At 60.9% G+C, this 24518-nt stretch carries 21 protein-coding genes; 11 read left to right on the top strand and 10 right to left on the bottom strand.

Annotated features, from left to right (window positions below):
* Positions 1–98 precede the first annotated feature (98 nt).
* From ACX3YF_RS09360 to yccS, 6 genes are all read left to right on the top strand, one after another.
* Positions 99–1541 carry a TldD/PmbA family protein gene (locus tag ACX3YF_RS09360; RefSeq protein ID WP_458973664.1) on the top strand — a complete coding sequence of 481 codons (1443 nt, stop codon included), beginning with the start codon at positions 99–101 and terminating at the stop codon, positions 1539–1541.
* Positions 1541–2878: a TldD/PmbA family protein gene (locus ACX3YF_RS09355; RefSeq protein WP_458973663.1), complete on the top strand. Its 1338-nt coding sequence runs from the start codon at positions 1541–1543 to the stop codon at positions 2876–2878. Before ACX3YF_RS09360 ends, ACX3YF_RS09355 begins: the two co-directional genes overlap by 1 nt.
* A 154-nt stretch (positions 2879–3032) precedes the next feature.
* Complete coding sequence (gene mdtD / locus ACX3YF_RS09350) at positions 3033–4460, top strand: multidrug transporter subunit MdtD (RefSeq protein WP_130206555.1); 1428 nt, start codon at positions 3033–3035, stop codon at positions 4458–4460.
* A gap of 105 nt (positions 4461–4565) precedes the next feature.
* The gene (dbpA, locus tag ACX3YF_RS09345) at positions 4566–5903 is read left to right on the top strand and encodes an ATP-dependent RNA helicase DbpA (RefSeq protein WP_231977978.1); all 1338 of its coding nucleotides are present in this window, start codon (positions 4566–4568) and stop codon (positions 5901–5903) included.
* 156 nt (positions 5904–6059) lie between these two features.
* Positions 6060–7238 carry a BaiN/RdsA family NAD(P)/FAD-dependent oxidoreductase gene (locus ACX3YF_RS09340; RefSeq protein ID WP_130206559.1) on the top strand — a complete coding sequence of 393 codons (1179 nt, stop codon included), beginning with the start codon at positions 6060–6062 and terminating at the stop codon, positions 7236–7238.
* Positions 7239–7459: 221 nt separating this feature from the next.
* Complete coding sequence (yccS, locus tag ACX3YF_RS09335) at positions 7460–9643, top strand: YccS family putative transporter (protein ID WP_130206561.1); 2184 nt, start codon at positions 7460–7462, stop codon at positions 9641–9643.
* A gap of 141 nt (positions 9644–9784) precedes the next feature.
* On the opposite strand, the gene ACX3YF_RS09330 is transcribed toward yccS, so the two are convergent.
* Positions 9785–10522, bottom strand: a complete 738-nt coding sequence (locus ACX3YF_RS09330) for a substrate-binding periplasmic protein (RefSeq protein WP_448647551.1) — start codon at positions 10520–10522, stop codon at positions 9785–9787.
* Positions 10523–10777: 255 nt separating this feature from the next.
* On the opposite strand from ACX3YF_RS09330, the gene ACX3YF_RS09325 reads away from it, so the two are divergent.
* Positions 10778–11230, top strand: coding sequence for a GNAT family N-acetyltransferase (locus ACX3YF_RS09325; RefSeq protein ID WP_130206565.1), 453 nt, complete (start codon positions 10778–10780; stop codon positions 11228–11230).
* Between the two features lie 106 nt (positions 11231–11336).
* Here the strand turns inward: ACX3YF_RS09325 and ACX3YF_RS09320 are convergent, their stop codons facing one another.
* From ACX3YF_RS09320 to ACX3YF_RS09310, 3 genes are read right to left on the bottom strand one after another with little or no spacing between them, the layout of a single operon-like run.
* A complete protein-coding gene (locus tag ACX3YF_RS09320) occupies positions 11337–11633 on the bottom strand; it encodes a winged helix-turn-helix domain-containing protein (RefSeq protein ID WP_007894945.1) in 297 nt (98 codons plus the stop codon).
* Between the two features lie 18 nt (positions 11634–11651).
* The gene (locus tag ACX3YF_RS09315) at positions 11652–12143 is read right to left on the bottom strand and encodes a YgjP-like metallopeptidase domain-containing protein (protein ID WP_130206567.1); all 492 of its coding nucleotides are present in this window, start codon (positions 12141–12143) and stop codon (positions 11652–11654) included.
* 45 nt (positions 12144–12188) lie between these two features.
* Entirely contained in the window at positions 12189–14312 is a 2124-nt protein-coding gene (locus tag ACX3YF_RS09310) for a putative bifunctional diguanylate cyclase/phosphodiesterase (protein ID WP_130206569.1), read from the bottom strand.
* Positions 14313–14634: 322 nt separating this feature from the next.
* Between ACX3YF_RS09310 and ACX3YF_RS09305 the strand changes: the two genes are divergently transcribed.
* Positions 14635–15303 (top strand): polysaccharide lyase family 7 protein, encoded by a 669-nt coding sequence (locus tag ACX3YF_RS09305; RefSeq protein WP_130206571.1) that lies wholly within the window; start codon positions 14635–14637, stop codon positions 15301–15303.
* 102 nt (positions 15304–15405) lie between these two features.
* On the opposite strand, the gene fba is transcribed toward ACX3YF_RS09305, so the two are convergent.
* The 6 genes from fba to tkt form a co-directional block, all read right to left on the bottom strand.
* Complete coding sequence (fba, locus tag ACX3YF_RS09300; protein WP_019694035.1) at positions 15406–16470, bottom strand: class II fructose-bisphosphate aldolase; 1065 nt, start codon at positions 16468–16470, stop codon at positions 15406–15408.
* Between the two features lie 258 nt (positions 16471–16728).
* Positions 16729–17061 (bottom strand): MliC family protein, encoded by a 333-nt coding sequence (locus tag ACX3YF_RS09295; RefSeq protein WP_047534398.1) that lies wholly within the window; start codon positions 17059–17061, stop codon positions 16729–16731.
* Positions 17062–17116: 55 nt separating this feature from the next.
* Positions 17117–17338, bottom strand: a complete 222-nt coding sequence (locus ACX3YF_RS09290) for a hypothetical protein (RefSeq protein WP_130206573.1) — start codon at positions 17336–17338, stop codon at positions 17117–17119.
* A gap of 35 nt (positions 17339–17373) precedes the next feature.
* Positions 17374–18537: a phosphoglycerate kinase gene (locus ACX3YF_RS09285; RefSeq protein ID WP_103402760.1), complete on the bottom strand. Its 1164-nt coding sequence runs from the start codon at positions 18535–18537 to the stop codon at positions 17374–17376.
* 17 nt (positions 18538–18554) lie between these two features.
* Positions 18555–19619, bottom strand: coding sequence for an erythrose-4-phosphate dehydrogenase (gene epd / locus ACX3YF_RS09280; RefSeq protein WP_090466638.1), 1065 nt, complete (start codon positions 19617–19619; stop codon positions 18555–18557).
* A 177-nt stretch (positions 19620–19796) separates the two neighbouring features.
* Positions 19797–21794, bottom strand: a complete 1998-nt coding sequence (tkt, locus tag ACX3YF_RS09275; protein ID WP_196585172.1) for a transketolase — start codon at positions 21792–21794, stop codon at positions 19797–19799.
* Between the two features lie 39 nt (positions 21795–21833).
* Between tkt and ACX3YF_RS09270 the strand changes: the two genes are divergently transcribed.
* The 3 genes from ACX3YF_RS09270 to metK are packed head-to-tail and all read left to right on the top strand — an operon-like array spanning position 21834 to position 24273.
* Positions 21834–22055 carry a hypothetical protein gene (locus tag ACX3YF_RS09270; protein WP_196585173.1) on the top strand — a complete coding sequence of 74 codons (222 nt, stop codon included), beginning with the start codon at positions 21834–21836 and terminating at the stop codon, positions 22053–22055.
* A gap of 12 nt (positions 22056–22067) precedes the next feature.
* Entirely contained in the window at positions 22068–23063 is a 996-nt protein-coding gene (locus ACX3YF_RS09265) for an ArsR/SmtB family transcription factor (protein ID WP_130206581.1), read from the top strand.
* Positions 23064–23082: 19 nt separating this feature from the next.
* Positions 23083–24273: a methionine adenosyltransferase gene (gene metK / locus ACX3YF_RS09260; RefSeq protein WP_130206583.1), complete on the top strand. Its 1191-nt coding sequence runs from the start codon at positions 23083–23085 to the stop codon at positions 24271–24273.
* Positions 24274–24518 lie beyond the last annotated feature (245 nt).

The raw sequence follows: 24518 nt of genomic DNA, 5'->3' as shown, positions 1-24518 counted from the left end.
CCTCCCCCCTTCGCAGGCCTAATCTAGCGCCACGCAAACGTTTCACCCCTCCCCTCGCAACGCCGCTTCACCGTCACTCCATACAAGGAGGTTCCCGAATGTTCGATTTCCATCCCCAGCTCAAGCAGCGTTTTGCTGCCTTGCGCACGGGCGCTGAATTCTTTTCCCTGCGTTATGTGCGCGAGTCCGGCCAGTACCTGTCTGTGCGCAAGAACGTCGCCGAACCGCCGAGCCTGAGCCGTGACGAAGGCGCGATGCTGACGGTGCGGGTCAACGGCGTTGAAGCCTACGCCGCCACCAACGACCTGTCGCAACAGGGCCTGCAAGCCGCCCTCGAACGCGCCGAACAGCAAGCTCGCCGACTCAAGCCGCACGCCTTGCTGGACTTGAGCGAACATGCCGTATCGAGTGCTTGTGCCGATTACTTTTCGCCGAACCTCGACCAGCCGTTCCCGTCCCTGAGTGACTGTTACCAGTTGCTCGGCGCCGAATCCGCCGCCGTGCCCAAGGACGAGCGCCTGGTGAACTGGCAGGTGAGCATCGGCATCACCCATGTCGAGCAGATCTACCTCAACAGCGCCGGCGCCGAATTGCGTCAGGCTCAGCGTTTCGTCTACCCCGGTCTCGACGTCACGGCCTACGACGGCAGCGACAGCCAGACCCGCAGCCTCGGTTGCGAGAACTTCGGCCAACAGGGTGGCGCCGACGTCATCAGCCGTTGCGGCCTGATCGGTGCCGGACCGACCGTCGCCGACCAGGCGCTGCAATTGCTGCTGGCGCCGAACACGCCACAAGGCCCGCGCGACCTGCTGCTGATGCCTGACCAGATGATGCTGCAGATCCACGAATCCATCGGCCACCCGCTGGAGCTGGATCGCATCCTCGGTGATGAGCGCAATTACGCGGGCACCAGCTTCGTCAAGGCCGAAGACTTCGGCAGCCTGCAATACGGCTCGAAGCTGCTCAACGTGACCTTCGACCCGGACATCCCCGAACAGCTCGCCAGCTACGGCCATGACGACGACGGCAGCGCCGCCAGTAAAGAGTTCCTGATCCGCGAAGGTCTGCTGCTGCGGCCATTGGGTGGCGCGTTGTCGCAATTCCGCGCCGGCCTGGAAGGCGTCGCCAACAGCCGCGCCTGCGGCTGGAACCGCCCGCCGATCGACCGCATGGCCAACCTCAATATCGAGCCTGGCGATCAGCCGCTGGAGCAACTGGTCGGCAACATCGAGCACGGCATCTTGATGAGTACCAACCGCTCGTGGTCCATCGACGATGCGCGCAACAAGTTCCAGTTCGGCTGCGAATGGGGCCAGCTGATTGAAAACGGCGAACTCAAGGGCGTGGTGAAAAACCCGAATTACCGGGCGATATCCGCGCAGTTCTGGAAGAGCCTCAGCGCCGTCGGCGATGCCAGCACCTTCAAGGTGCTCGGCACGCCCAACTGCGGCAAGGGCGAGCCGAATCAGGTGATCCGCGTCGGTCACGCGTCACCCGCCTGCGTGTTCAGCCATGTGGATGTATTCGGAGGAGACGCCTGATGAGTCCATCGAAAACCCAGGCCGAGTCGTTCAAGACATTGGTCGCCGGTTTGCGTGAAGCCCTGCGCGAACCGGAACAGTTCACCCTCAGCTATGCCGCCGAGTCGTCGGCTTTCGTGCGCTTCAACCATGCCAGGGTGCGCCAGTCCGGTCAGGTGCAGCAGGCGAGCATCGGTTTGAAATTGATCAACGAGGGGCGACACGCGGACTTGCACATCACCCTGGCTGGCGACCCGGAAGTCGATTTGCAGCGCCTGTCCGAAGGCCTGCAACAGCTGCGCGAAACCTTGCCGCTGCTGCCACCGGATCCGTATCTGTTGCTGAACTACAACGGCTGGCAGAGCAAGAACCTGCAGGAGCATCCGCTGCCGGATACCGAGCAAGTGGTCGCTGAAATCGCTCAAGCCGCGGAAGGCCTGGATCTGGTCGGCTTCTACGCCGCCGGCCCTATCAGCCGTGGTTTTGCCAGCTCTGCCGGCGCCTTCGGCTGGCATCAGGCCAACAGTTTCAACTTCGATTTCAGCCTGTTCCACGAAAATGGCCAAGCGGTGAAAGCCAGCTACGCCGGGCACGACTGGAGCAGCGAAGGCTTCGCCAGACGCTTCCGGCAGGCCCGCGAGCAGCTTGAGTTTCTGGGCCGACCATTACGCACGTTGGCGCCCGGTCAGTACCGCGCCTACCTCGCGCCAGCGGCATTGGAAGAGATCATGGGCATGCTGTGCTGGGGCGGTTTTTCGGCGCAGTCGATCGCCAGCAAAAGCAGCCCGTTGCAGAAGCTCTACGGGGGCGACCACGCGTTCAGCCCGCTGGTCTCGCTGGACGAAAAAGTCAGCGGCTCATTGAGCCCGGCGTTCTCCGACGAAGGCTATCCGCGCAGTGACCTCAAGCTGATTGTCGAGGGCAAGGCAGGGGCGCAACTGGTGGGTTCTCGCAGCGCCGCCGAATACGGCTTGACCGCCAACGGCGCCAGCGGCGGCGAATCACCGAATGCCTTGAACATGAAGGGCGGTACGTTGCCCGAAGCTGAAATCCTCAAGCAACTGGGCACCGGCTTGTACATCAGCAACCTGTGGTACCTGAACTACTCGGACCAACCGGCGGCCCGTCTGACCGGCATGACCCGGTTTGCGACGTTCTGGGTCGAGAACGGCGAGATTCAGGCACCGGTCAGCACCATGCGTTTCGACGACAGCGCCTTCAGCCTGCTCGGTTCGCAGTTGGAGGCGCTGACCCAGGAACGCGAGATGCTGTTGTCGGCCAGTACCTACAGCCAGCGGGCGACGGCTTCGGCGTTGTTGCCGGGGGCGTTGGTCAGCAAACTCACCTTGACCCTGTAAACACAAAAAACCCCGGCACACCGGGAATCCTGTGGGAGCGAGCCTGCTCGCGATAGCGGTAGTTCAGTCGACGTTAATGTTGAATGAAAGGGCCTCATCGCGAGCAGGCTCGCTCCCACATGGACTGCGATCACTTCAACCTCCAAGAGGTCCCATGCCCAACCGCCCTCCTCTCGACGCTGTCACCGCCCGCTGGGTGCCGTGGGTCGTCGCCATTGCCTTCTTCATGCAGTCCCTCGACGGGACGATCCTCAACACCGCCCTGCCGGCCATGGCTCGCGACCTGGCTGAAGATCCGCTGCGCATGCAGGGTGTGATCATCGCCTACATGCTTACGGTCGCCTTGCTGATCCCGGCTTCGGGCTGGATCGCCGATCGCTTCGGCACCCGGAAAATCTTCTTCGGCGCGATCCTGCTGTTCAGCATCGGTTCATTGCTGTGCGCGCTGTCGACCAGCCTGACCCTGCTGATCGGCGCCCGGGTCATCCAGGGCCTGGGCGGCGCCCTGATGCTGCCGGTCGGACGGCTGGTGGTGCTACGCGCCTATCCGCGTTCGGAGCTGGTGCGGATCATGGGTTTCATCACCATTCCCGGACTGCTCGGCCCGTTGATCGGCCCGACCATGGGCGGCTGGATGGTGGAATACCTGACGTGGCACTGGATCTTCCTGATCAACCTGCCGGTGGGGCTGATCGGTTGTTATGCCGTGTGGAAATTCATCCCGGACCTGCGCGGCACCGAGCGCACCCGTTTCGATAGCCTGGGTTTCCTGCTGTTCGGTGCGGCGATGATTTTGATCACCATCGCCATGGAAGGCCTGGGAGAACTGCACCTGCCGCACCTGCGGGTGATGTTGCTGCTGTTCGGCGGCATGGCGTGTCTGGCGGCCTACTGGCTACGCGCCGGACACACCGAAAACCCGCTGTTCGCGCCTTCGCTGTTCAAGACCCGCACCTTCGCGGTCGGCATTCTCGGCAACCTGTTCGCCCGCCTGGGCAGCGGCGCCCTGCCGTTTCTGGTGCCGTTGCTGCTGCAAGTGGCGCTGGGCTATTCACCGTCCCAGGCCGGGATGAGCATGCTGCCACTGGCGGCTGCGGCAATGATTGCCAAGTGGGTGGCGCGGCCGCTGATCGAGCGTCTGGGCTACCGCATCGTGTTGACCGGCAACACCCTGGCCCTGGGCATCATGCTGGCGAGCATGGGCCTGGTCAGCGAACAGACGCCGTACTGGCTGCTGCTGTGCCTGCTGGCGATCCTGGGCGCGATCAACTCCTTGCAGTTCACCGCCATGAACACCGTGACCCTGATCGACCTCGATGACGCCAGCGCCAGCAGCGGCAACAGCCTGCTGTCGGTGGTCGCGCAATTGTCCCTGAGCCTGGGCGTGGCCTGCGCCGGTGCGTTGCTCGGCGGGTTCACGGCGAAGGTTGGAAATGACGGCGTGGAGACGGTTCTGGGAGCCTTCCAACTGACATTCGTCACCGTTGGAATCATGGCGATGCTGGCGGCGACAATCTTCTCGCAGCTGTCGAAGAATGACGGACGGCGCGTCAAGCGTCCGGAACAACACATAGAGCCTTAGGGCTAATGGCCATCGGACTGGTACACTGCGCGACATTTTGTTTTGCAGGCCAGTCCCGTGACCACCATCGCCACCGCTTTTAATACTTTGCCGCTGTCCGCCGCCATGCTGGCTAACCTCGACTCCCTCGGTTATGCCCAGATGACGCCGATCCAGGCGCAAAGCTTGCCGGTGATCCTCAAGGGGATGGACCTGATCGCCCAGGCCAAGACCGGCAGCGGCAAGACCGCGGCCTTCGGTATCGGCCTGCTGAACCCGATCAATCCGCGCTACTTCGGTTGCCAGGCGCTGATCCTGTGCCCGACTCGCGAGCTGGCTGACCAGGTCGCCAAGGAAATCCGTCGCCTGGCCCGTGCCGAAGACAACATCAAGGTCCTGACCCTGTGTGGCGGCGTGTCCCTCGGCCCGCAGATCGCTTCGCTGGAGCACGGCGCGCACATCATCGTCGGCACCCCGGGGCGCATTCAGCAGCACCTGCGCAAAGGTTCGCTGGTGCTCCACGGCCTGAACACCCTGATTCTCGACGAAGCCGACCGCATGCTCGACATGGGTTTCTACGATTCCATCGAAGAAATCATCATGCAGGCCCCGGAACGCCGCCAGACCCTGCTGTTCTCCGCCACCTATCCGGTGGGCATCAAGCAGTTGGCTTCCAAATTCATGCGCAACCCGCAGCAAGTGAAGGCCGAGGCGTTCCACGACGACACGCAGATTGAGCAGCGCTTCTACGAAATCTCCCCGGAAGAACGCATGAGCGCGGTGACCAAGGTGCTCGGTCACTTCCGCCCGGCGTCCTGCGTAGCCTTCTGCTTCACCAAGCAGCAGGTTCAGGAAACCGTCGATCACCTGACCGCCAAAGGCATTTCCGCCGTCGGCCTGCACGGCGATCTGGAACAGCGTGATCGCGACCAGGTCCTGGCGATGTTCGCCAACCGCAGTACTTCGGTACTGGTCGCCACCGATGTCGCCGCGCGCGGCCTGGACATCGACTCGCTGGACATGGTGATCAACGTCGAGCTGGCCCGTGACTCGGAAATCCACATCCACCGCGTTGGCCGTACCGGTCGCGCCGGTGAGAAAGGACTCGCGATCAGCCTGGTGGCGCCGTCCGAAGCGCAGCGCGCCCAAGCCATCGAGCAGTTGCAGAAATCGCCGTTGACCTGGGACCAGGTGGACAACCTGACCTCGCAGGGCGGTGGTCCGCTGCTGCCGCAGATGAGCACGCTGTGCATCGGCGCCGGCCGCAAGGACAAGGTTCGTCCAGGCGACATTCTCGGTGCACTGACCGGCGATGCCGGTATTCCCGGCGCTCAGGTGGGCAAGATCGCAATTTTCGACTTCCAGGCCTATGTAGCGGTTGAACGCGGCATCGCCAAGCAAGCCCTGCAGCGCCTGAACGACGGCAAGATCAAGGGCCGTTCGCTGCGCGTTCGTATCCTGTAAGAACACCGCTCTCCACTGTAGGAGCGAGCCTGCTCGCGAAAAATCCGGGCTCACCGCGGTGAGCCAGGTTGCCAGCGTTATCGTTGACGTCCATCGCGAGCTGGCTCGCTCCTACAGGGACCGAAACCGCTCTGAAATTTGTGTGAGGACACCGTTTTGCGCTCTACCGAAGTCGTGATCATTGGCGCTGGCGCCGCAGGGTTGATGTGCGCGCTGACGGCCGCCGGGCGCGGGCGCAAGGTGCTGTTGCTCGACCACGCGAACAAGGCCGGCAAGAAAATCCTGATGTCGGGCGGTGGCCGCTGTAATTTCACCAACATGTACACGGAACCCGGCAATTTCCTTTCGCAGAACGCGCATTTCTGCAAATCCGCCCTGGCCCGCTACACCCAGTGGGATTTCATCGGCATGGTCGCCAAGCACGGCGTGCCGTACCACGAGAAAAAGCTCGGCCAGTTGTTCTGCGATAACAAATCCAGCGACATCCTCGAAATGCTGCTCAACGAGTGCGATCAGGTCGGCGTCAGCCTGCACCTGGACACCTCGATCCAGACCATCGAGAAGCTCGAAAAGGGTTACTTGCTGGACACCACTTTGGGCCAGGTCACCTGTGAATCCCTGGTGATCGCCACCGGCGGCCTGTCGATTCCGACCCTGGGTGCCACCGGTTTCGGCTATCAGGTGGCCAGGCAGTTCGGCCATGAATTGCTGCCGACCCGCGCCGGGCTGGTGCCGTTCACCATTACCGATCAGCTCAAGGAATTGTGCACCGAGCTGTCCGGCACATCGGTCGATTGCCTGGTGAGCTGCAATGACCAGAGCTTTCGCGAGAACATCCTGTTCACTCACCGTGGCCTGAGTGGCCCGGCAATTCTGCAGATTTCCTCGTTCTGGGAATCCGGCGACACGGTCGAGATCAACCTGATGCCCGACCATGACGTGCCGTCCTGGCTGCAACAGCAACAAGCCGAACGTCCCAACAGCGAGCTGAAAACCCTGCTAGGTGAAATCTTCACCAAGAAGATGGCCAACCTGTTGGCGGACAACTGGTTCGTCTCCAAACCGATGAAGCAGTACACCCACGGGGAAATTGCCGCCATCGCCGAGAAACTGGCGAGTTGGAAAATCGTGCCGGCCGGCACCGAAGGCTATCGCACCGCCGAAGTGACCCTGGGTGGCGTCGATACCAACGAGGTGTCGTCCAAGACCATGGAATCGCTGAAAAGCCCTGGCCTGTACTTCATCGGCGAAGTGCTCGACGTGACCGGGCACCTGGGCGGTTTCAACTTCCAGTGGGCCTGGGCTTCGGGCTATGCGGCCGCGCAGTACGTCTGACGCACACAAATCAAATGTGGGAGCGAGCCTGCTCGCGATAGCGGTCTGACAGTCGACATACATGTTGAATGTTCCGGCCTCATCGCGAGCAGGCTCGCTCCCACATTGACCGCGCGTGGTATCAAGGAACAGATTTTGCTACCAGATGTGATCGCCGCCATTGCATCGGCGTCATTACTGGCTCAATTTAGCGTCATCGCCTCGGAAGGCCCTCGCACTTCATGTCATCGACCTCGTTTCGTCAGTCTTTGCGGCGCCTTTGGGCGCTGGATAAATTCAGTTACAGCGTGCGGGTGTTCATCGCCCTGACCGGCACCATGGCGCTGTGTTGGTATCAGGATGAAATGGGGCTGTTGATCCCGCTGTTCCTGGGGATTATCGCCAGCGCCCTGGCCGAGACCGACGACAGTTGGCAAGGCCGCCTCAATGCGCTGGCGGTGACGCTGGTGTGTTTCATGGTCGCCGCGCTGTCGGTCGAACTGCTCTTCCCCTACCCCATCCTGTTCAGCATCGCCTTCGCCCTGGCGGCCTTCTGCCTGACCATGCTCGGCGCCCTCGGCGAACGCTATGGCACCATTGCTTCGGCGACGTTGATTCTGTCGGTCTACACCATGATCGGCGTCGACCAGCGCGGCGGTGCGGTGACCGATTTCTGGCACGAGCCTGTGCTGCTGGTGGCCGGTGCGGCCTGGTACGGTTTTCTGTCGGTGTTGTGGCAGGCGCTGTTCTCCAACCAGCCGGTGCAGCAAAGCCTGGCGCGACTGTTCCGGGAATTGGGTTTTTACCTGAAGTTGAAATCGTCGCTGTTCGAGCCGATCCGCCAGTTGGACGTGGAAGCACGACGACTGGAACTGGCCCAGCAAAACGGTCGCGTGGTCGCCGCGCTGAATAGCGCCAAGGAAATCATCCTGCACCGGGTCGGCAACGGACGGCCGGGCTCGAAACTCAGCCGTTACCTGAAGCTGTACTTTCTCGCCCAGGACATCCACGAACGCGCCAGCTCCTCGCACTACCCGTATAACGCGCTGGCCGAGGCGTTCTTCCACAGCGACGTGCTGTTCCGCTGCCAACGCCTGCTGCGCCAGCAAGGCAAGGCCTGCCGGGCGCTGGCCGAATCGATCCAGATGCGCCAGCCGTTCATCTATGACGCGAGCTTCGCCGAAGCCCTGAGCGACCTGCATGCCTCCCTCGAACATCTGCGCATCCAGAGCAATCCGGCCTGGCGCGGTTTGTTGCGCTCGTTGCGGGCACTGGCCGCCAACCTCGGCACCCTCGACCGCTTGCTCAGCGATGCGAGCAACCCCGACGCCCTGGCCGACGCCACCGACAGCAGCCTGCTCGACCGCTCGCCACGTAACCTCAAGGATGTCTGGGTACGCCTGCGCACGCAGTTGACCCCGACGTCCCTGCTGTTCCGCCACGCCCTGCGCTTGCCTCTGGCCTTGAGCATCGGCTACGCGATGGTGCATTTGATCCACCCGTCCCAGGGCTACTGGATCATCCTGACCACGCTCTTTGTCTGTCAGCCGAACTACGGCGCGACCCGGCGCAAACTCGGTCAACGGATCATCGGCACCGCCATCGGCCTGACCCTGGCCTGGGCGCTGTTCGACCTGTTCCCCAATCCGTTGATCCAGTCCTGCTTCGCGATTGCCGCCGGAGTGGTGTTCTTTACCAACCGCACCACCCGCTACACCGTGGCCACGGCGGCGATTACCTTGATGGTGCTGTTCTGCTTCAACCAGGTGGGTGATGGCTACGGATTGTTTTTGCCACGGCTGTTCGACACCTTGCTCGGCGGCCTGATCGCCGGCCTGGCGGTGTTCCTGTTCCTCCCGGACTGGCAGGGTCGGCGCCTGAACAAAGTGCTGGCCAACACCCTGTCCTGCAACAGCATTTACCTGCGCCAGATCATGCAGCAATACGCCGCCGGCAAAAGCGACGACCTGGCGTATCGCCTGGCCCGGCGCAACGCGCACAACGCCGACGCTGCGCTGTCGACCACGCTGGCGAACATGCTGATGGAACCGGGGTATTTCCGTAAGGAAGCGGATGTGGGTTTCCGTTTTCTGGTGCTGTCGCACACCTTGCTCAGCTACCTGTCAGGCCTGGGGGCGCACCGGGAAACGCAGTTGCCAGCCGATGTGCGCGAGCACTTGATCGAAGGGGCCGGCGTGAAACTGGCCACCAGCATCGACGAAATCGCCCAGGGCCTTGCCAGTAAATCGGCGATTGCCATTCAGAGCGATGAGGAAGAAGCGCTGGCCAATGAGCTTGAGCAGATGCCCGATGAAATCGATGAAGGCCAGCGGCTGGTGCAGACTCAACTGGCATTGATCTGCCGGCAACTGGGACCACTACGGACGCTGGCGGCCCATTTGATCAAGGATACGAGCGAGGATTGAGGGCTGCAGCGTCCTGACGGACGTCATCGCTGGCAAGCCAGCTCCCACAGGGAATTGGGTTGGACACAAATCCTGTGTAACCCACCGGACACTGTGGGAGCTGGCTTGCCAGCGATGAGGCCATCAGCCCCGCCACAATGCCTACATCCCATGCTGCTTCATCAACCGCGCATAACTCCCATCCGCCTTCATCGCCGCGATCTCGCGGTCGAAACCGGCAACGATCTGTTCATGCTGCGGGTTCTTCAGGCTGACCAGAATATGCAGGCTGTTCTCGCTCAGGGACTTGGGCAGAAACTCCACGGCGTTGCGCACCTTGGGCGACTCACGAGCCAGGTAATACCGGGCGACGTACTCGTCCTCCAGGGTCAGCTTGACCCTGGAGGCGGCGACCATGCGCACGGCCATGGCAAAGCCGTGTACCGGGATCTTCTGCAGTGATTCGTCTTCATCGAACGCCGCCGAATAGGCGTAGCCACGCACGACCGCAATCGGATAACCGTGCAGTTGCTGCAGATCGTTGAATTCGATTGGCGCGTCCTTGCGCTTGAGAAAGCGTATGCGATTGATCAGGTACCCAGCGGAGAACTGGCCGATCCTTGTGCGTTCGTCGTTGTACCAGGCGTTGACCAGCACGTCGTAGCGGCCCTCGCCCACGCCCAGCAGTGCGCGTGCCCAAGGCACCTGCTCGAACTCACTGGCATAGCCGGCACGCGCCAGGGCGGTACTGACAATATCGGTAGCCAACCCACCATTGACCAGCGTGGCGTCGGTAAACGGTGGCCAGACATCTGCCACCAGGCGCAGCTTGTCGGCCGCTGCACTTTGCATCAGCAATAACAATCCAATCAAAGCAAAGGCTCGATGCAATCGCGGCATGCTAGAAAATCCTTAGCGGGCGGGCCGCCCGACGTGTTTTTCAGCCAAACTCCAAGCCCCGTACCGGCACACCCAGGCACTAAACATTAGCTCATTGAAGCCACTGCACATCGCTTGAACCCAGATTACACAAAGATGACAGGGGCGCGAAAAATGAATGATGGCATTTTGGTCTTTGTCACAGTTTTCTCCGCCATAAAGACATCCAGCGTCGGGACGCTTAGTATCCCAAGGACGTTTTCAGGGAATCAGGACATGACAATCGATTGGGTCTGCAAACACCACAGCGATCTGGGCAAGGAACAGCTGTACGCCATTCTGCAGCTGCGTGCCGAGGTGTTCGTCGTCGAACAGAAATGCATCTATCAGGATATCGATGGCCAGGACCTGGAGGGTGACACCTGCCATTTGATGGCGTGGGACGGCGATCGCCTGGTGGCCTATCTGCGACTGCTGGACCCCGAGCGACAGGGCGGCGACGTGGTGATCGGGCGAGTGGTCATTGCCCCCGCCGCACGAGGTACCGGGCTGGGTCACGAGCTGATGGCCCAGGCGCTGAAACAGGCCGAAAAGTACTGGCCCGACGTCCCGATCTACCTCTCGGCCCAGGCGCATTTGCAGGGGTACTACGGGCGCTACGGGTTTGTGGTGGCCGGTGAGGAATACGTCGAGGATGGCATTCCACACATCGGGATGCGTCGTCAGTAAGGGCCCCATCGCTGGCAAGCCAACTCCCACAGGTTTTTAGCAAACGACACAAACCTTGTGGGAGCGTGGCTTGCCCGCGATGGCGTCATCACCGGCGCCACATATCTCAGGGATACTCCAGCACCGCCTTGATCTGCCGCAAATTGCGCTCGATCCATCCCCGATCGATCGCTCCCCACTCGCGAATCCGATAGCGCCCGGCATGGTTGCGTGCGCCCTCTTCCTGCTCGAACTCGCAAACGATATCCAGATCCGCCAATGCGGCGATGGTGTCCTGAGCCGTACGCCGAGGCATGCCAGTCACCTCGGTCAACGCCGGAACGCTGCTGGCCAACCCGCTGTCGATCAAGTACGCCACGTACAGGCGACGGTAGAAGCTGCTTTTGGTCTTGCTGACATCCATCTGACGATCCTTTTCTTTTTATTGCATATCCCGCCAGGTCAGGTAGACCCGCACATCGAACTCCACCTGGTGATAGCCCGGCAGCATGTGTTCGCACAGTTTGTAGAACGCCTTGTTGTGATCGGATTCCTTGAAGTGCGCCAACTCGTGCACCACGATCATTTTCAGAAATTCGCAAGGTGCCTCCTTGAATAGCGAGGCGATGCGAATTTCTTTCTTGGCCTTGAGCTTGCCACCCTGCACCCGGGAAATCGTGGTGTGCAGGCCGAGCGCGCGGTGCGTCAGGTCCAGACGGTTGTCGAACAACACCTTGTCGATGGCCGGGGCGTTGCGCAGGTATTCCTGCTTGAGGTCGAGCGCGTAGGTGTACAGCGCCTTATCGCTCTGCACGTCATGCTTTTGCGGGTAACGCTGGCTCAGGTAGTCGCCCAGTCGACCGTCAGCGATCAACTGGCGTACCTGGTCCTGCAGCGTGGCGGGGTAAGCCTGGAGGTATTTCAACGCGGTCATCGGTGCGGCAACACAAGTGACGAAAAGGTCGCCAGTGTAGCGAATTCAATGAGTCAGCGCGCTCCAGTCAAACGGCTGCACAAAGTGGCCGGTGTCTTCGGCCATCATCGGACGCGACACCAGAAAACCCTGCACATACTCGCAACCATTGGCTTGCAGCCAGTTGTACTGCGCAACGGTTTCCACCCCTTCGGCAATCACCAGCATGCCGTAGTGCTTGCACAGCTCGATGACACTGCGCACCAGCGCCGCATCCCGCGAAGAGTCCGGTAGCCGCGCGATCAAATGGCGGTCAAGTTTGAGCGTATCCAGTTCCAGATCGCGCAAATGAGCCAGCGAACACGGGCCGGAACCGAAATCATCCAGCGCGACCCGGACGCCAAGATTGCGCAGCAACCGCAGCTGTTTGCGGGTCTCTTCGGGATGATGCATCAAGGCCGCTTCCGTCACCTCGACCTCCAGATGACGCGCCTGCAAGCCATGACGATCCAGCACCTGACGCAACTCGGTGACCAGGTTAGGCATGGCGAATTGCGTACTGCTCAAACTGACGCCCAGCACCAGATCCTCGGCAAACAGCGCTTCCCAGGCTTTGCGCTGCCCGGCACCGCGATGGTAAATCCAGCTGCCCAGGCGGCTGATCAACCGCGCCTCTTCCAGCAACGGCAAAAACAGTCCAGGCGGCACATCGCCAACGCTGGGGTGCTGCCAGCGCAGCAACGCCTCGAAGCCACGAATCTGCCCGTCGGCGATGGACACCTGGGGTTGATACACCAGGTTGAAATCGCGATTTTCGATGGCCGTGCGCACACTTTCTTCGAGCATCAACCGCGAGCGTGCCCGGCCGTTCATTTCATGATCGTAAAAACGATACTGCTGACGCCCGGCGCGCTTGGCTTCGTACATGGCGATGTCGGAAGCCCGCAACAAACCGTCGAGATTAGCGCCGCAATCCGGAAACGTGGCGATACCGATGCTCGCGCCCAGGGCGATATCCAGGCCATCGATTTGCTGACAAATCGAAACCCGCTCAATCAGTTTTTCCGCGATCTTGGCCGCCTGCTCGGGGAATTCCAGGTCCAGAAAGGCGGTGAATTCGTCGCCGCCCATGCGTGCCAGGACATCGAACGGCCGCAGGCAGGCCTTCAGTTGCTCGGACACCCAACGCAGCACCCGGTCGCCGGCATCGTGACCGAGGGAGTCGTTGACCCGCTTGAAGCCATCGAGGTCCAGATACAACAGCACCCAGGCACTGTCGGTGCGTTCGCCGCGCAGCAGCAGATTTTCCACCGTCTGGTAAAAACCGCGGCGATTGAGCAGCCCGGTGAGCGGGTCGGTGACCGCTTGGGATTCCAGCTGCTGATGCAGGTGACGCACCACCGACATATCCTGAATCGTCACCACCATCGCCCGCTGTTCGGCGGGCAACGGCGCACAGGACAGCGCCACCGACACCTGCTGTCCCGGCGCGGTACGCAACAGCGCATCGTGCAGGCGTAACGTTTCGCCGCGCTTATACCCGGCCAACAGATCCGAATCGGCCCAGACCGGGACATGTGGTTTTTGCAGGAAATCCAGGAACTCCCTGCCTTGCAGCTCTCGCACCGGAGCATTGAGCAGCCGCGAGATCGCCGGGTTGGCAAAGCCGATCCGGCCGTCGTCGCCGACCACCAGAATGCCCTCGGCGGCGTTATCCAATACCGAGGCATTGAAGGCGCGAGCGACCTCCAGGTCATGGCTCAGGCGCTGCAACTCCCGACGATTGCGCTGGTGCTCGAGCAACGCCTGAACCTTGGGCTTGAGAATCTGCGGATCGAATGGCTTGAACAGGTAATCCACCGCGCCACTGGCATAGCCCTTGATCACGGCATCCTTGGACTGCTCGTTGGCGGTGAGAAAAATAATCGGTGTCAGTCGGGTTCGTTGGCTGCCACGCATCAGGCGCGCGACTTCAAATCCATCCATGCCCGGCATCTGTACATCCAGCAATACCAGGTCGACTTCGTGTTCAAGCAACAGGCCAAGGGCCTCGAAACCCGATGCAGCAGTGATGACGTGCCAATCCTGGCGCTGCAACAACGCGCGCAGGCTGATCAGGTTTTCAGGGTAATCGTCGACGATTAATAAGGTTGAGCTGCCTTCGGCTGGCTTGAGGTGGGCGCATTCCATGCTGCTTCTCTATATTCGGGACGTCAGGCCGGGTTCTGGCGAAACCGGACAAATACTCAGTCTTTACTCTAGACCTCGATCCAGAAAAGCAGAAGGTGTCAGAGCGCCATCATTTAACTGAAGCGTCCATTTGCCGACTAACGGTCGGCGCTGAAGACCGCTAAAACCGGCAAAGATGGCATTTCGACAGGATGTTGACGCCAACCAACTGCCGGACGGGCATTAACAAAATAGCCCTCTACGCTTATAAAGACCGCCCAAAATACGCGTGCTAGAGCGATTGGCACGTGCGTGCAGTAAAAAATCGTGGAAGCTTCTGACTATGATCGACCTCGCAACCTGGAACCTCAGCGTTCCCGTCGGCAGCCCGCCGTACACCGTCGAAACCTCCAAACTGGTGAACGGCTTCAAGGATCAATACTTCCATTCCGACACCGGCACGCTGTTTTTCTGGTCCCCGGTGACCGGCTCGCGCACTGAAAACGCCATCTACCCGCGCACCGAGCTGCGGGAAACCTACAGCAATGGCACGCTGAAAAACTGGTACTACCCGGACGCCGACAACTCCCTGCGCGCCACCCTGGCGGTGAACCAGGTACCCAGTTCGGGCAAGATCGTGATTGGCCAGATCCATGCCTATGAAAGCCAGAAGCCCCTGGTGAAGGTCGAGTACCAGTACAAGACCAAGACCTTGACCGGCAACATCGTCGCCAAAGTGCGCATGCACCCCGATGACGATGAGGGCCGGGTGATCACCATCGCCACCGGGGTGAAACTCAATCAGCAGTTCTCCTACCTCATCCACCTCAGCCCCGGCGGCGCACTGGGCATCAGTGCGGCGGGTTACCAGTGGGACACCAATATCAGCGCGACGTGGCGCAACAAACCGTTGTACTTCAAGGCCGGGGTGTATGTGCAGGACAACACCGGATACACCAGCGAGGGAGGGATGGTGACGTTCAGCAAGCTGGATATCGATCACGATAAATAGCTCGGACTCATTGTGGCGAGGGAGCTTGCCGCCACCAGGTCTTCACCCACAAAAAAAACCCGCCTTCCGACGGGTTTTTCATGCGACTCAAACGCTGAGGTCTTAGTTGACCTTGGCGTTCAACTCACCTTTGAGGTAACGCTGGAACATCGCTTCCAGGGAGATCGGCTTGATCTTCGAAGCGTTGCCCGCGGTGCCGAAGGCTTCGTAGCGAGCGATGCACACGTCGCGCATGGCGGTTACGGTGGCGCCGAAGAATTTACGCGGGTCGAATTCGCTCGGGTTGGTGGCCATCAGGCGACGCATTGCGCCAGTGGATGCCAGACGCAGGTCGGTGTCGATGTTGACCTTGCGCACGCCGTGCTTGATGCCTTCGACGATTTCTTCAACCGGTACGCCGTAGGTTTCTTTGATGTCGCCGCCGTACTGGTTGATGATCGCCAGCCACTCTTGCGGAACCGAAGACGAACCGTGCATCACCAGGTGAGTGTTCGGGATGCGCTTGTGGATTTCCTTGATGCGGTCGATCGCCAGCACGTCGCCGGTAGGTGGCTTGGTGAACTTGTAGGCGCCGTGGCTGGTGCCGATGGCGATGGCCAGGGCATCGACCTGAGTGCGCTTGACGAAGTCAGCGGCTTCTTCCGGGTCGGTCAGCATCTGGCTGTGATCCAGAACGCCTTCGGCGCCGATGCCGTCTTCTTCACCGGCCATACCGGTTTCCAGCGAACCCAGGCAGCCCAGCTCGCCTTCTACCGAAACGCCGCAGGCGTGAGCCATGGCTACGGTTTGTTGGGTCACACGGACGTTGTAGTCGTAGTCGGTCGGGGTCTTGCCGTCTTCGCCCAGGGAGCCGTCCATCATGACCGAGCTGAAGCCCAGCTGGATGGAGCGCTGGCAGACGTCAGGGCTGGTGCCGTGGTCCTGGTGCATGCACACCGGGATGTGCGGGAATTCTTCGATTGCCGCCAGGATCAGGTGACGCAGGAACGGCGCGCCGGCGTATTTGCGGGCACCGGCCGAAGCCTGGACGATCACCGGGGAGTCAGTCTTGTCAGCGGCTTCCATGATGGCGCGCATCTGCTCAAGGTTGTTGACGTTGAAGGCTGGAACGCCGTAGCCGAACTCGGCTGCGTGGTCCAGCATCTGGCGCATGCTGATAAGTGCCATTGTGTGTGTCTCTCCCGGTTTGGGTCGTTAATCGTGCCAGCCTGCCGTAGCGGCGGCGGCTATTCAAGTTATTGCAGATCGGGGGTTAATCCCCAGCTGCGAATTCGGTGTTACCAAAACCTCAAGAACTACAAAGATCCCTGTGGGAGCGAGCCTGCTCGCGATGGCCTTCGGGACAACGCGTTTAACCAGACAGCCAGCGTTATCGTTAACGACCATCGCGAGCAAGCTCGCGCCTACAGGTACGGCGTAGTCCGTTTATTGCGCCTTACAGCCACGGCCAATCAAATCATTGGTGGCGACCCAGTAAACCAGGCCTTCCTCACCTTTTATGTGAAACGCCAGCATGTTGTCGCTGTACAACGAACCGGACGCGCCCGGCTCCTGCTTCAAGCGATAGACCTGATCGGCACCGCCCAGGCGCACGTCGACTTCCTTGCGGCTGTCGTCGGTGTAGCGCCAAAGCACTTTGGCCTGGCTGTCGCAGGTCCAGGTGGTCCAGTTATCCACAGGAGCGGAGGACTGGAACAGGTTCAACTGAGCGCAACCAGCCAACAACGCCAACGCCGCAACGGCGATAAAACCTTTCATCCGTGCTCCTCGACTGACAGCCACGCCGCCAGCCCTGAGTAATCAGTCAGACCCGTCAAGGGCAACCACGTTCCTTGGCGGGCGTCTGTGTCTCGTACTTGTCCAGGCCATCGGGCCCGGAACGTTTGTTGATCACCGGATTGGTCTCCGCCTGCCACTCGGCCTGGTAGCAGCCGTTCCGGGGTGCAACCGGCGCAGGGTCCGGCGTGGCTTTCGGGTTACTCCCGCAAGCCGCCAGTGAGCCCGCGACGATCAACAGCGCTAGCGTCTTGACCATGTGAACACTCCCTTGCCTGGTCGAACGGGCGACCCTCAGGCCTTGGCCCGGCTTTCCAGGACTTCAACGGCTGGCAGCACTTTGCCTTCGACGAATTCGAGGAACGCGCCGCCACCGGTAGAAATGTAGGAGATTTGGTCGGCAACGCCATACTTATCGATAGCCGCCAGGGTGTCGCCGCCGCCAGCGATGGAGAACGCCGCGCTGTCCGCAATGGCCTGGGCCAGCACTTTGGTGCCGTTACCGAACTGATCGAACTCGAACACGCCGACCGGGCCGTTCCACAGGATGGTTTTCGACGATTTCAGCAGCTCGGCGAAATTCGCTGCGGTCTGTGGGCCGATGTCCAGGATCATGTCGTCGGCAGCGACGTCGGCGATCAGCTTGACGGTAGCTTCGGCGCTTTCGGCGAACTCCTTGGCCACCACCACGTCCACCGGCAGCGGTACGCTGACCTTGGCGGCGATGGCGCGGGCGGTGTCGAGCAGGTCCGGCTCGTACAGGGATTTGCCGACCGGGTGACCGGCAGCCGCAAGGAAGGTATTGGCGATGCCGCCGCCGACGATCAACTGGTCGCAGATCTGGCTCAAGCTGTTCAGTACGTCGAGTTTGGTCGACACCTTGGAGCCAGCGACGATGGCGGCCATTGGCTTGGCCGGAGCGCCCAGGGCCTTGCCCAGTGCGTCCAGCTCGGCGGCCAGCAGGGGACCTGCCGCAGCGATTTTGGCGAACTTGGCCACGCCGTGGGTCGAACCCTCGGCACGGTGAGCGGTGCCGAAGGCGTCCATCACGAACACGTCGCACAGGGCGGCGTATTGCTTGGCCAGTTCGTCAGCGTTCTTTTTCTCGCCCTTGTTGAAGCGCACGTTTTCGAACAGCACGATGTCGCCGGCCTTGACGTCGACGCCACCCAGGTAGTCAGCCACCAGCGGCACTTCACGGCCCAGGGCCTTGCTCAGGTAGTCAGCGACTGGCTTGAGGCTGTTCTCGGCCGAGAACTCGCCTTCGGTCGGACGGCCAAGGTGCGAGCAAACCATCACGGCCGCGCCTTTTTCCAGGGCCAGCTTGATGGTCGGCAGCGAAGCCAGGATTCGCGCGTCGCTGGTGACTACTCCGTCCTTGACTGGGACGTTGAGGTCTTCGCGGATCAATACGCGCTTACCTTGCAGATCGAGGTCGGACATCTTCAACACGGTCATGGGTCGCATTTCCTGAGTTACTGTTTTGTAGAGACAGAAAGTGAAGTAGCTGTTTGCAGATAATGCTCTGCTACATCCAGCATTCGGTTGGCAAAACCCCATTCGTTGTCGAACCAGGCCAGGATGTTGACCAGCCGGGGGCCGGAAACACGGGTCTGACTGGCATCGACGATGGCCGAATGTGGGTCATGATTGAAATCACAGCTTGCGTGAGGCAACTCGGTGTAGGCCAACAGGCCTTTGAGCGGGCCGCTGGTGGCAGCCTCACGCAGGATCCGGTTGACCTCCACGGCGTCGGTATCGCTGACGGTCTGCATCGTAATGTCGAGGCAAGACACGTTAACCGTTGGCACACGTACGGCTTTGGCCTGAATTCGCCCGGCAAGTTCCGGCAACAGGCGCTCGATGCCACGCGCCAGACCAGTGGACACCGGAATCACCGACTGAAACGCCGAGCGGGTGCGGCGCAGGTCTTCATGGTGATACGCATCGATCACCGGCTGATCGTTCATCGCCGAGTGAATGGTGGTGATCGACACATACTCCAGGCCAATGGCCTGATCCAGCAGGCGCAACAACGGCACGCCGCAGTTGGTGGTGCAGGACGCGTTGGACACCAGCAGTTCATCACCGGTCAGACAATCCTGGTTCACGCCGTAGACGATGGTGGCGTCGACATCCGACTCGCTGGCCATCGGCTGGGAAAACAGCACCCGGGGGGCGCCGGCGTCGAGGAAACGCTGGCCGTCTGCACGGGTGTGGTAGGCGCCGGAGCACTCCAGCACCAGATCGACGCCCAGGGACGCCCAATCGATGCCTTCGGGGGTGGCACTGCGCAGGACCTTCACGCAGTCGCCATTGATATGCAGACAATCGCCGTCGACCTTCACCTCGCCGGGAAAGCGCCCGTGGGTGGAGTCGAAGCGTGTCAGGTATTCGATGCTGGCCATGTCGGCCAGATCGTTGATCGCGACAATTTCAAACCCGGCCTTCTCGCCTCGCTCGAACAACGCACGCAAGACGCAACGACCAATCCGGCCGTAGCCGTTGAGTGCAACTTTGTAGGGACGCGGTTGAGGCATGGGGTTCTCGATTACCGTGGTGAATCCGTTAGTGCAGCATCGCCTGACCTACCGTTATCGCGGGCAAGCCCGCTCCCACAGGTTTTTCTGGCGCTCACAAGATACGTGTTCACTGGAGATTCCTGTGGGAGCTGGCTTGCCAGCGATGGCGTCAGAACAGACGACGCAACTTCTGGATCAGTCTTCCAGCAGTTCTTCAGCCTGACCCAGGATGTTTTCCAGGGTGAAGCCGAACTCTTCGAACAAGGCAGGCGCAGGCGCCGACTCGCCGTAGGTGGTCATGCCGATCACGCGACCTTCCAGGCCGACGTACTTGTACCAGTAGTCCGCGTGAGCGGCCTCGATGGCGATACGGGCGCTGACTTGCAATGGCAGAACCGACTGCTTGTAGCCGGCGTCCTGGGCATCGAACACGCTGGTGCACGGCATGGAAACCACACGCACCTTGCGGCCCTGCTCGGTCAGTTTGTCGAAGGCCTGAACGGCCAGGCCGACTTCCGAACCGGTGGCGATCAGGATCAGCTCAGGCTCGCCCGCGCAATCCTTCAACACGTAGCCACCGCGGCTGATGTCGGCGATCTGCAGGGCAGAACGGGTTTGGTGTTGCAGGTTCTGACGCGAGAAGATCAGGGCCGAAGGACCGTCTTTACGCTCCAGCGCATGCTTCCAGCTCACCGCCGATTCAACGGCATCGGCTGGGCGCCAGGTGTCGAGGTTCGGCGTGCAGCGCAGGCTGGCCAGTTGCTCGATTGGCTGGTGAGTCGGACCGTCTTCGCCCAGACCGATGGAGTCGTGGGTGTAGACATGGATCACGCGCTGCTTCATCAGGGCCGACATGCGCACGGCATTGCGGGCATATTCCATGAACATCAGGAAGGTCGCGCCGTAAGGCACCAGGCCACCGTGCAGGGCAACGCCGTTCATGATGGCAGTCATGCCGAACTCGCGCACACCGTAGTACATGTAGTTGCCACTGGCGTCGTCAGCGGTGACGCCCTTGCAGCCTTTCCACAGGGTCAGGTTGGAACCGGCCAGGTCAGCCGAACCGCCGAGGAACTCAGGCAGCAGCGGACCGAAAGCGTTCAGCGCGTTCTGGCTGGCCTTGCGGCTGGCGATGGTTTCGCCTTTGGCGGCCACTTCGGCGATGTAGGCATCGGCCTTTTCGCTGAAGTCTGCCGGCAGGTCGCCGCTGAGGCGACGGATCAGTTCGTTGGCTTCAGTCGGGAAAGCGACGGAATAGGCCGCGAAACGCTGGTCCCACTCGGCTTCGACGGCGCGGCCGGCTTCCTTGGCGTCCCACTCGGCATAGATGTCGGCCGGGATTTCGAACGGGCCGTGGTTCCACTTCAGCGCCGCACGGGTCAGGGCGATTTCCGCGTCACCCAGCGGGGCGCCGTGGCAGTCTTCCTTGCCTTGCTTGTTCGGCGAACCGAAGCCGATGGTGGTCTTGCAGCAGATCAGGGTCGGCTGCGAGCTTTTGCGTGCCGTCTCGATCGCGGTCTTGATTTCTTCCGGGTCGTGACCGTCGACATTGCGGATCACTTGCCAGTTGTAGGCTTCGAAACGCTTCGGCGTGTCGTCGGTGAACCAGCCTTCGACTTCGCCGTCGATGGAAATGCCGTTGTCATCGTAGAAGGCAATCAGTTTGCCCAGGCCCAGGGTACCGGCCAGGGAAGCGACTTCGTGGGAAATGCCTTCCATCATGCAGCCATCACCCAGGAACACGTAGGTGTGGTGGTCGACGATGTTGTGCCCTGGACGGTTGAACTGGGCCGCCATGACTTTTTCAGCCAGGGCAAAACCCACCGCGTTGGCCAGGCCCTGGCCCAGTGGACCGGTGGTGGTCTCGACGCCGGGGGTGTAACCGAATTCCGGGTGGCCCGGGGTGCGGCTGTGCAGTTGACGGAACTGCTTCAGGTCGTCGATCGACAGGTCGTAGCCGGTCAGGTGCAGTAGCGAATAGATCAACATCGAACCATGACCGTTGGACAGCACGAAGCGGTCACGGTCGGCGAACGATGGATTGGTCGGGTTGTGCTTGAGGTAGTCGCGCCAAAGCACTTCGGCGATATCTGCCATACCCATAGGGGCACCGGGATGGCCGCTGTTGGCTTTTTGCACGGCATCCATGCTGAGTGCACGAATGGCATTGGCACGCTCACGACGGCTGGGCATCGCTGATCTCCTGCGGGTTCTGAATCGAGAGTGATAAAAATGAAACGGAAAAAAGGCGAGCATTTTCCCTCACACGGACGTCTCGGGGCAATGACAGATAGTCATCTGGGGGCGTTTTTCCCATGGATTGCGGCGCTTTCGCCTGATGAAACCTTTCCGCTGTTCGTTTGTAGAGTTAACCACCTCGCAAGAAGTGCCATCCATCGAGCAATATCAAAACTTTTTGATATTGCCCTTGCGGTGTTTTCGACGCGTGTCTAGACTGCCGGCCTTATGAATTTACGCGTGCCTTCCATTCAACATGACGATTGCGATGAGCTGGCAGCCTTGTGCAAGGCTGGCGGCGATCCTCTGCGGTTGAATGTATTGCGCGCCCTGGCCAACGACTCGTTTGGCGTACTGGAACTGGCGCAGATCTTCGGCATCGGCCAGTCAGGCATGAGTCATCACCTCAAGGTCCTGGCCCAGGCCGACCTGGTGGCGACCCGCCGTGAAGGCAATGCGATTTTCTACCGTCGCGCCCTGCCCCACACCGAACTGCTGGGCGGCAAGCTGCACGCAGCCTTGCTCGAAGAAGTGGACAACCTGTCCTTGCCTGTCGATGTGCAGTCACGGATCACTCTGGTCCACGGGCAACGGGCAGCGGCCAGCCAGGATTTTTTTTCACGGGTCGCGGAGAAGTTTCGCGCCCAGCAAGACTTGATCGCAGGCCTGCCGCAGTACCGCGAAAGCGTGGTGGCCTTGCTCGACAAACTGAGCTTCGGCGCTGGCGCCTCGGCGATTGAAGTCGGCCCCGGCGACGGCGCGTTTCTGCCGGAACTGGCGCGCCGCTTCACACAGGTCACCGCGCTGGACAACAGCCCGGCGATGCTTGAACTGGCCCGCCAGGTTTGCGAACGCGATGCGCTGGCTAACGTTACCCTGCAACTGGCCGATGCATTGAACGGCGTCAGCCTGACGGCAAATTGCGTTGTATTGAACATGGTGTTGCACCATTTCGCCGCGCCGGCCGAAGCGCTCAAGCGCATGGCCGACTTGCTGAAACCAGGCGGTAGCCTGTTAGTGACAGAGTTATGTAGCCACAACCAGAGTTGGGCCAGGGAGGCCTGCGGTGATCTCTGGTTGGGGTTTGAACAGGACGATCTGGCCCGTTGGGCCACCGCTGCGGGACTCGTTCCCGGGGAAAGCCTCTATGTAGGCTTACGTAATGGTTTCCAGATCCAGGTCCGCCATTTTCAGCGACCGGCTGGCAACACTCACCATCGGTAAATATCAGGAAAACATCGAGATGAGCGAATACTCCCTTTTCACCTCCGAGTCCGTGTCTGAAGGGCATCCGGACAAAATCGCCGACCAGATTTCTGATGCGGTGCTGGACGCCATCATTGCTGAAGACAAGTTCGCCCGTGTGGCGTGCGAGACTCTGGTGAAAACGGGCGTGGCGATCATCGCCGGCGAAGTCACCACCTCGGCCTGGGTTGACCTGGAGCAGATCGTCCGTGACGTGATCATCGACATCGGCTACACCAGCTCCAACGTCGGCTTCGACGGCGCGACCTGCGGCGTGATGAACATCATCGGCAAGCAGTCCCCTGACATCAACCAGGGCGTTGACCGTGCCAAGCCTGAAGATCAAGGCGCTGGCGACCAAGGCCTGATGTTCGGCTACGCCAGCAACGAAACCGACGTGCTGATGCCTGCACCGATCACGTTCTCGCACCAGCTTGTACAAAGGCAAGCCGAAGCCCGTAAATCCGGCCTGCTGCCTTGGCTGCGTCCGGACGCCAAGTCGCAAGTGACCTGCCGTTACGAAAACGGCAAGGTGGTCGGCATCGACGCCGTTGTTCTGTCGACCCAGCACAACCCGGAAGTGTCGTACAACGACCTGCGCGAAGGCGTGATGGAGCTGATCGTCAAGCACGTGCTGCCTGCCGAACTGCTGTCCAAGGACACCCAGTTCCACATCAACCCGACTGGCCAGTTCATCATCGGTGGCCCGGTGGGCGACTGCGGCCTGACCGGTCGCAAGATCATCGTTGACAGCTACGGCGGCATGGCCCGTCACGGCGGTGGCGCGTTCTCCGGCAAGGATCCATCGAAGGTTGACCGTTCGGCTGCCTACGCCGGCCGTTATGTCGCCAAGAATATCGTCGCTGCCGGCCTGGCCGAGCGCTGCGAGATCCAGGTTTCCTACGCCATCGGCGTCGCTCAGCCGACTTCGATCTCGTTGAACACCTTCGGCACCGGCAAGATCAGCGACGAAAAAATCGTCAAACTGGTCCGCGAAGTCTTCGACCTGCGCCCATACGCCATCACCAAGATGCTCGACCTGCTGCACCCGATGTACCAGGAAACCGCTGCATACGGCCACTTCGGTCGTACCCCGGCGACCAAGACTGTGGGCGACGACACTTTCACCACATTCACCTGGGAAAAAACCGACCGCGCCGAAGCACTGCGTTCTGCTGCCGGCCTGTAAGCCTTCCCGCGGTACCCAAAAGCCCTGCACGGTTCGCCGTGCGGGGCTTTTTTATGCGTTCTCATCGTATTGCCGCCTTCGCGAGCAAGGATTTTTTTGGGGGGAGGCATATTCTGCGTACATCATCGAACCCTGTGGGAACAGGCTTGCCCGGGAAGAGGCCGGCACTGCCCGCAGAAATACCCGGCAAAACTCCCGCTCCTCGCACCCATCATTAATGACCTAGCTTTCAAACACCCCCATGA

This window comes from Pseudomonas fluorescens group sp. PF-69, assembly GCF_054481235.1.
The sequence above is the reverse complement of the archived record's forward strand: the minus strand, read 5'-3'. Positions and strand labels throughout refer to the sequence as shown.

Coding starts and splice junctions, on each gene's coding strand:
- ACX3YF_RS09360 (WP_458973664.1), top strand. CDS start 99: ATGTTCGATTTCCATCCCCAGCTCAAGCAGCGTTTTGCTGCCTTGCGC.
- ACX3YF_RS09355 (WP_458973663.1), top strand. CDS start 1,541: ATGAGTCCATCGAAAACCCAGGCCGAGTCGTTCAAGACATTGGTCGCC.
- mdtD (WP_130206555.1), top strand. CDS start 3,033: ATGCCCAACCGCCCTCCTCTCGACGCTGTCACCGCCCGCTGGGTGCCG.
- dbpA (WP_231977978.1), top strand. CDS start 4,566: ATGCTGGCTAACCTCGACTCCCTCGGTTATGCCCAGATGACGCCGATC.
- yccS (WP_130206561.1), top strand. CDS start 7,460: ATGTCATCGACCTCGTTTCGTCAGTCTTTGCGGCGCCTTTGGGCGCTG.
- ACX3YF_RS09330 (WP_448647551.1), bottom strand. CDS start 10,522: ATGCCGCGATTGCATCGAGCCTTTGCTTTGATTGGATTGTTATTGCTG.
- ACX3YF_RS09325 (WP_130206565.1), top strand. CDS start 10,778: ATGACAATCGATTGGGTCTGCAAACACCACAGCGATCTGGGCAAGGAA.
- ACX3YF_RS09320 (WP_007894945.1), bottom strand. CDS start 11,633: ATGGATGTCAGCAAGACCAAAAGCAGCTTCTACCGTCGCCTGTACGTG.
- ACX3YF_RS09315 (WP_130206567.1), bottom strand. CDS start 12,143: ATGACCGCGTTGAAATACCTCCAGGCTTACCCCGCCACGCTGCAGGAC.
- ACX3YF_RS09310 (WP_130206569.1), bottom strand. CDS start 14,312: ATGGAATGCGCCCACCTCAAGCCAGCCGAAGGCAGCTCAACCTTATTA.
- ACX3YF_RS09305 (WP_130206571.1), top strand. CDS start 14,635: ATGATCGACCTCGCAACCTGGAACCTCAGCGTTCCCGTCGGCAGCCCG.
- fba (WP_019694035.1), bottom strand. CDS start 16,470: ATGGCACTTATCAGCATGCGCCAGATGCTGGACCACGCAGCCGAGTTC.
- ACX3YF_RS09295 (WP_047534398.1), bottom strand. CDS start 17,061: ATGAAAGGTTTTATCGCCGTTGCGGCGTTGGCGTTGTTGGCTGGTTGC.
- ACX3YF_RS09290 (WP_130206573.1), bottom strand. CDS start 17,338: ATGGTCAAGACGCTAGCGCTGTTGATCGTCGCGGGCTCACTGGCGGCT.
- ACX3YF_RS09285 (WP_103402760.1), bottom strand. CDS start 18,537: ATGACCGTGTTGAAGATGTCCGACCTCGATCTGCAAGGTAAGCGCGTA.
- epd (WP_090466638.1), bottom strand. CDS start 19,619: ATGCCTCAACCGCGTCCCTACAAAGTTGCACTCAACGGCTACGGCCGG.
- tkt (WP_196585172.1), bottom strand. CDS start 21,794: ATGCCCAGCCGTCGTGAGCGTGCCAATGCCATTCGTGCACTCAGCATG.
- ACX3YF_RS09270 (WP_196585173.1), top strand. CDS start 21,834: ATGAAACGGAAAAAAGGCGAGCATTTTCCCTCACACGGACGTCTCGGG.
- ACX3YF_RS09265 (WP_130206581.1), top strand. CDS start 22,068: ATGAATTTACGCGTGCCTTCCATTCAACATGACGATTGCGATGAGCTG.
- metK (WP_130206583.1), top strand. CDS start 23,083: ATGAGCGAATACTCCCTTTTCACCTCCGAGTCCGTGTCTGAAGGGCAT.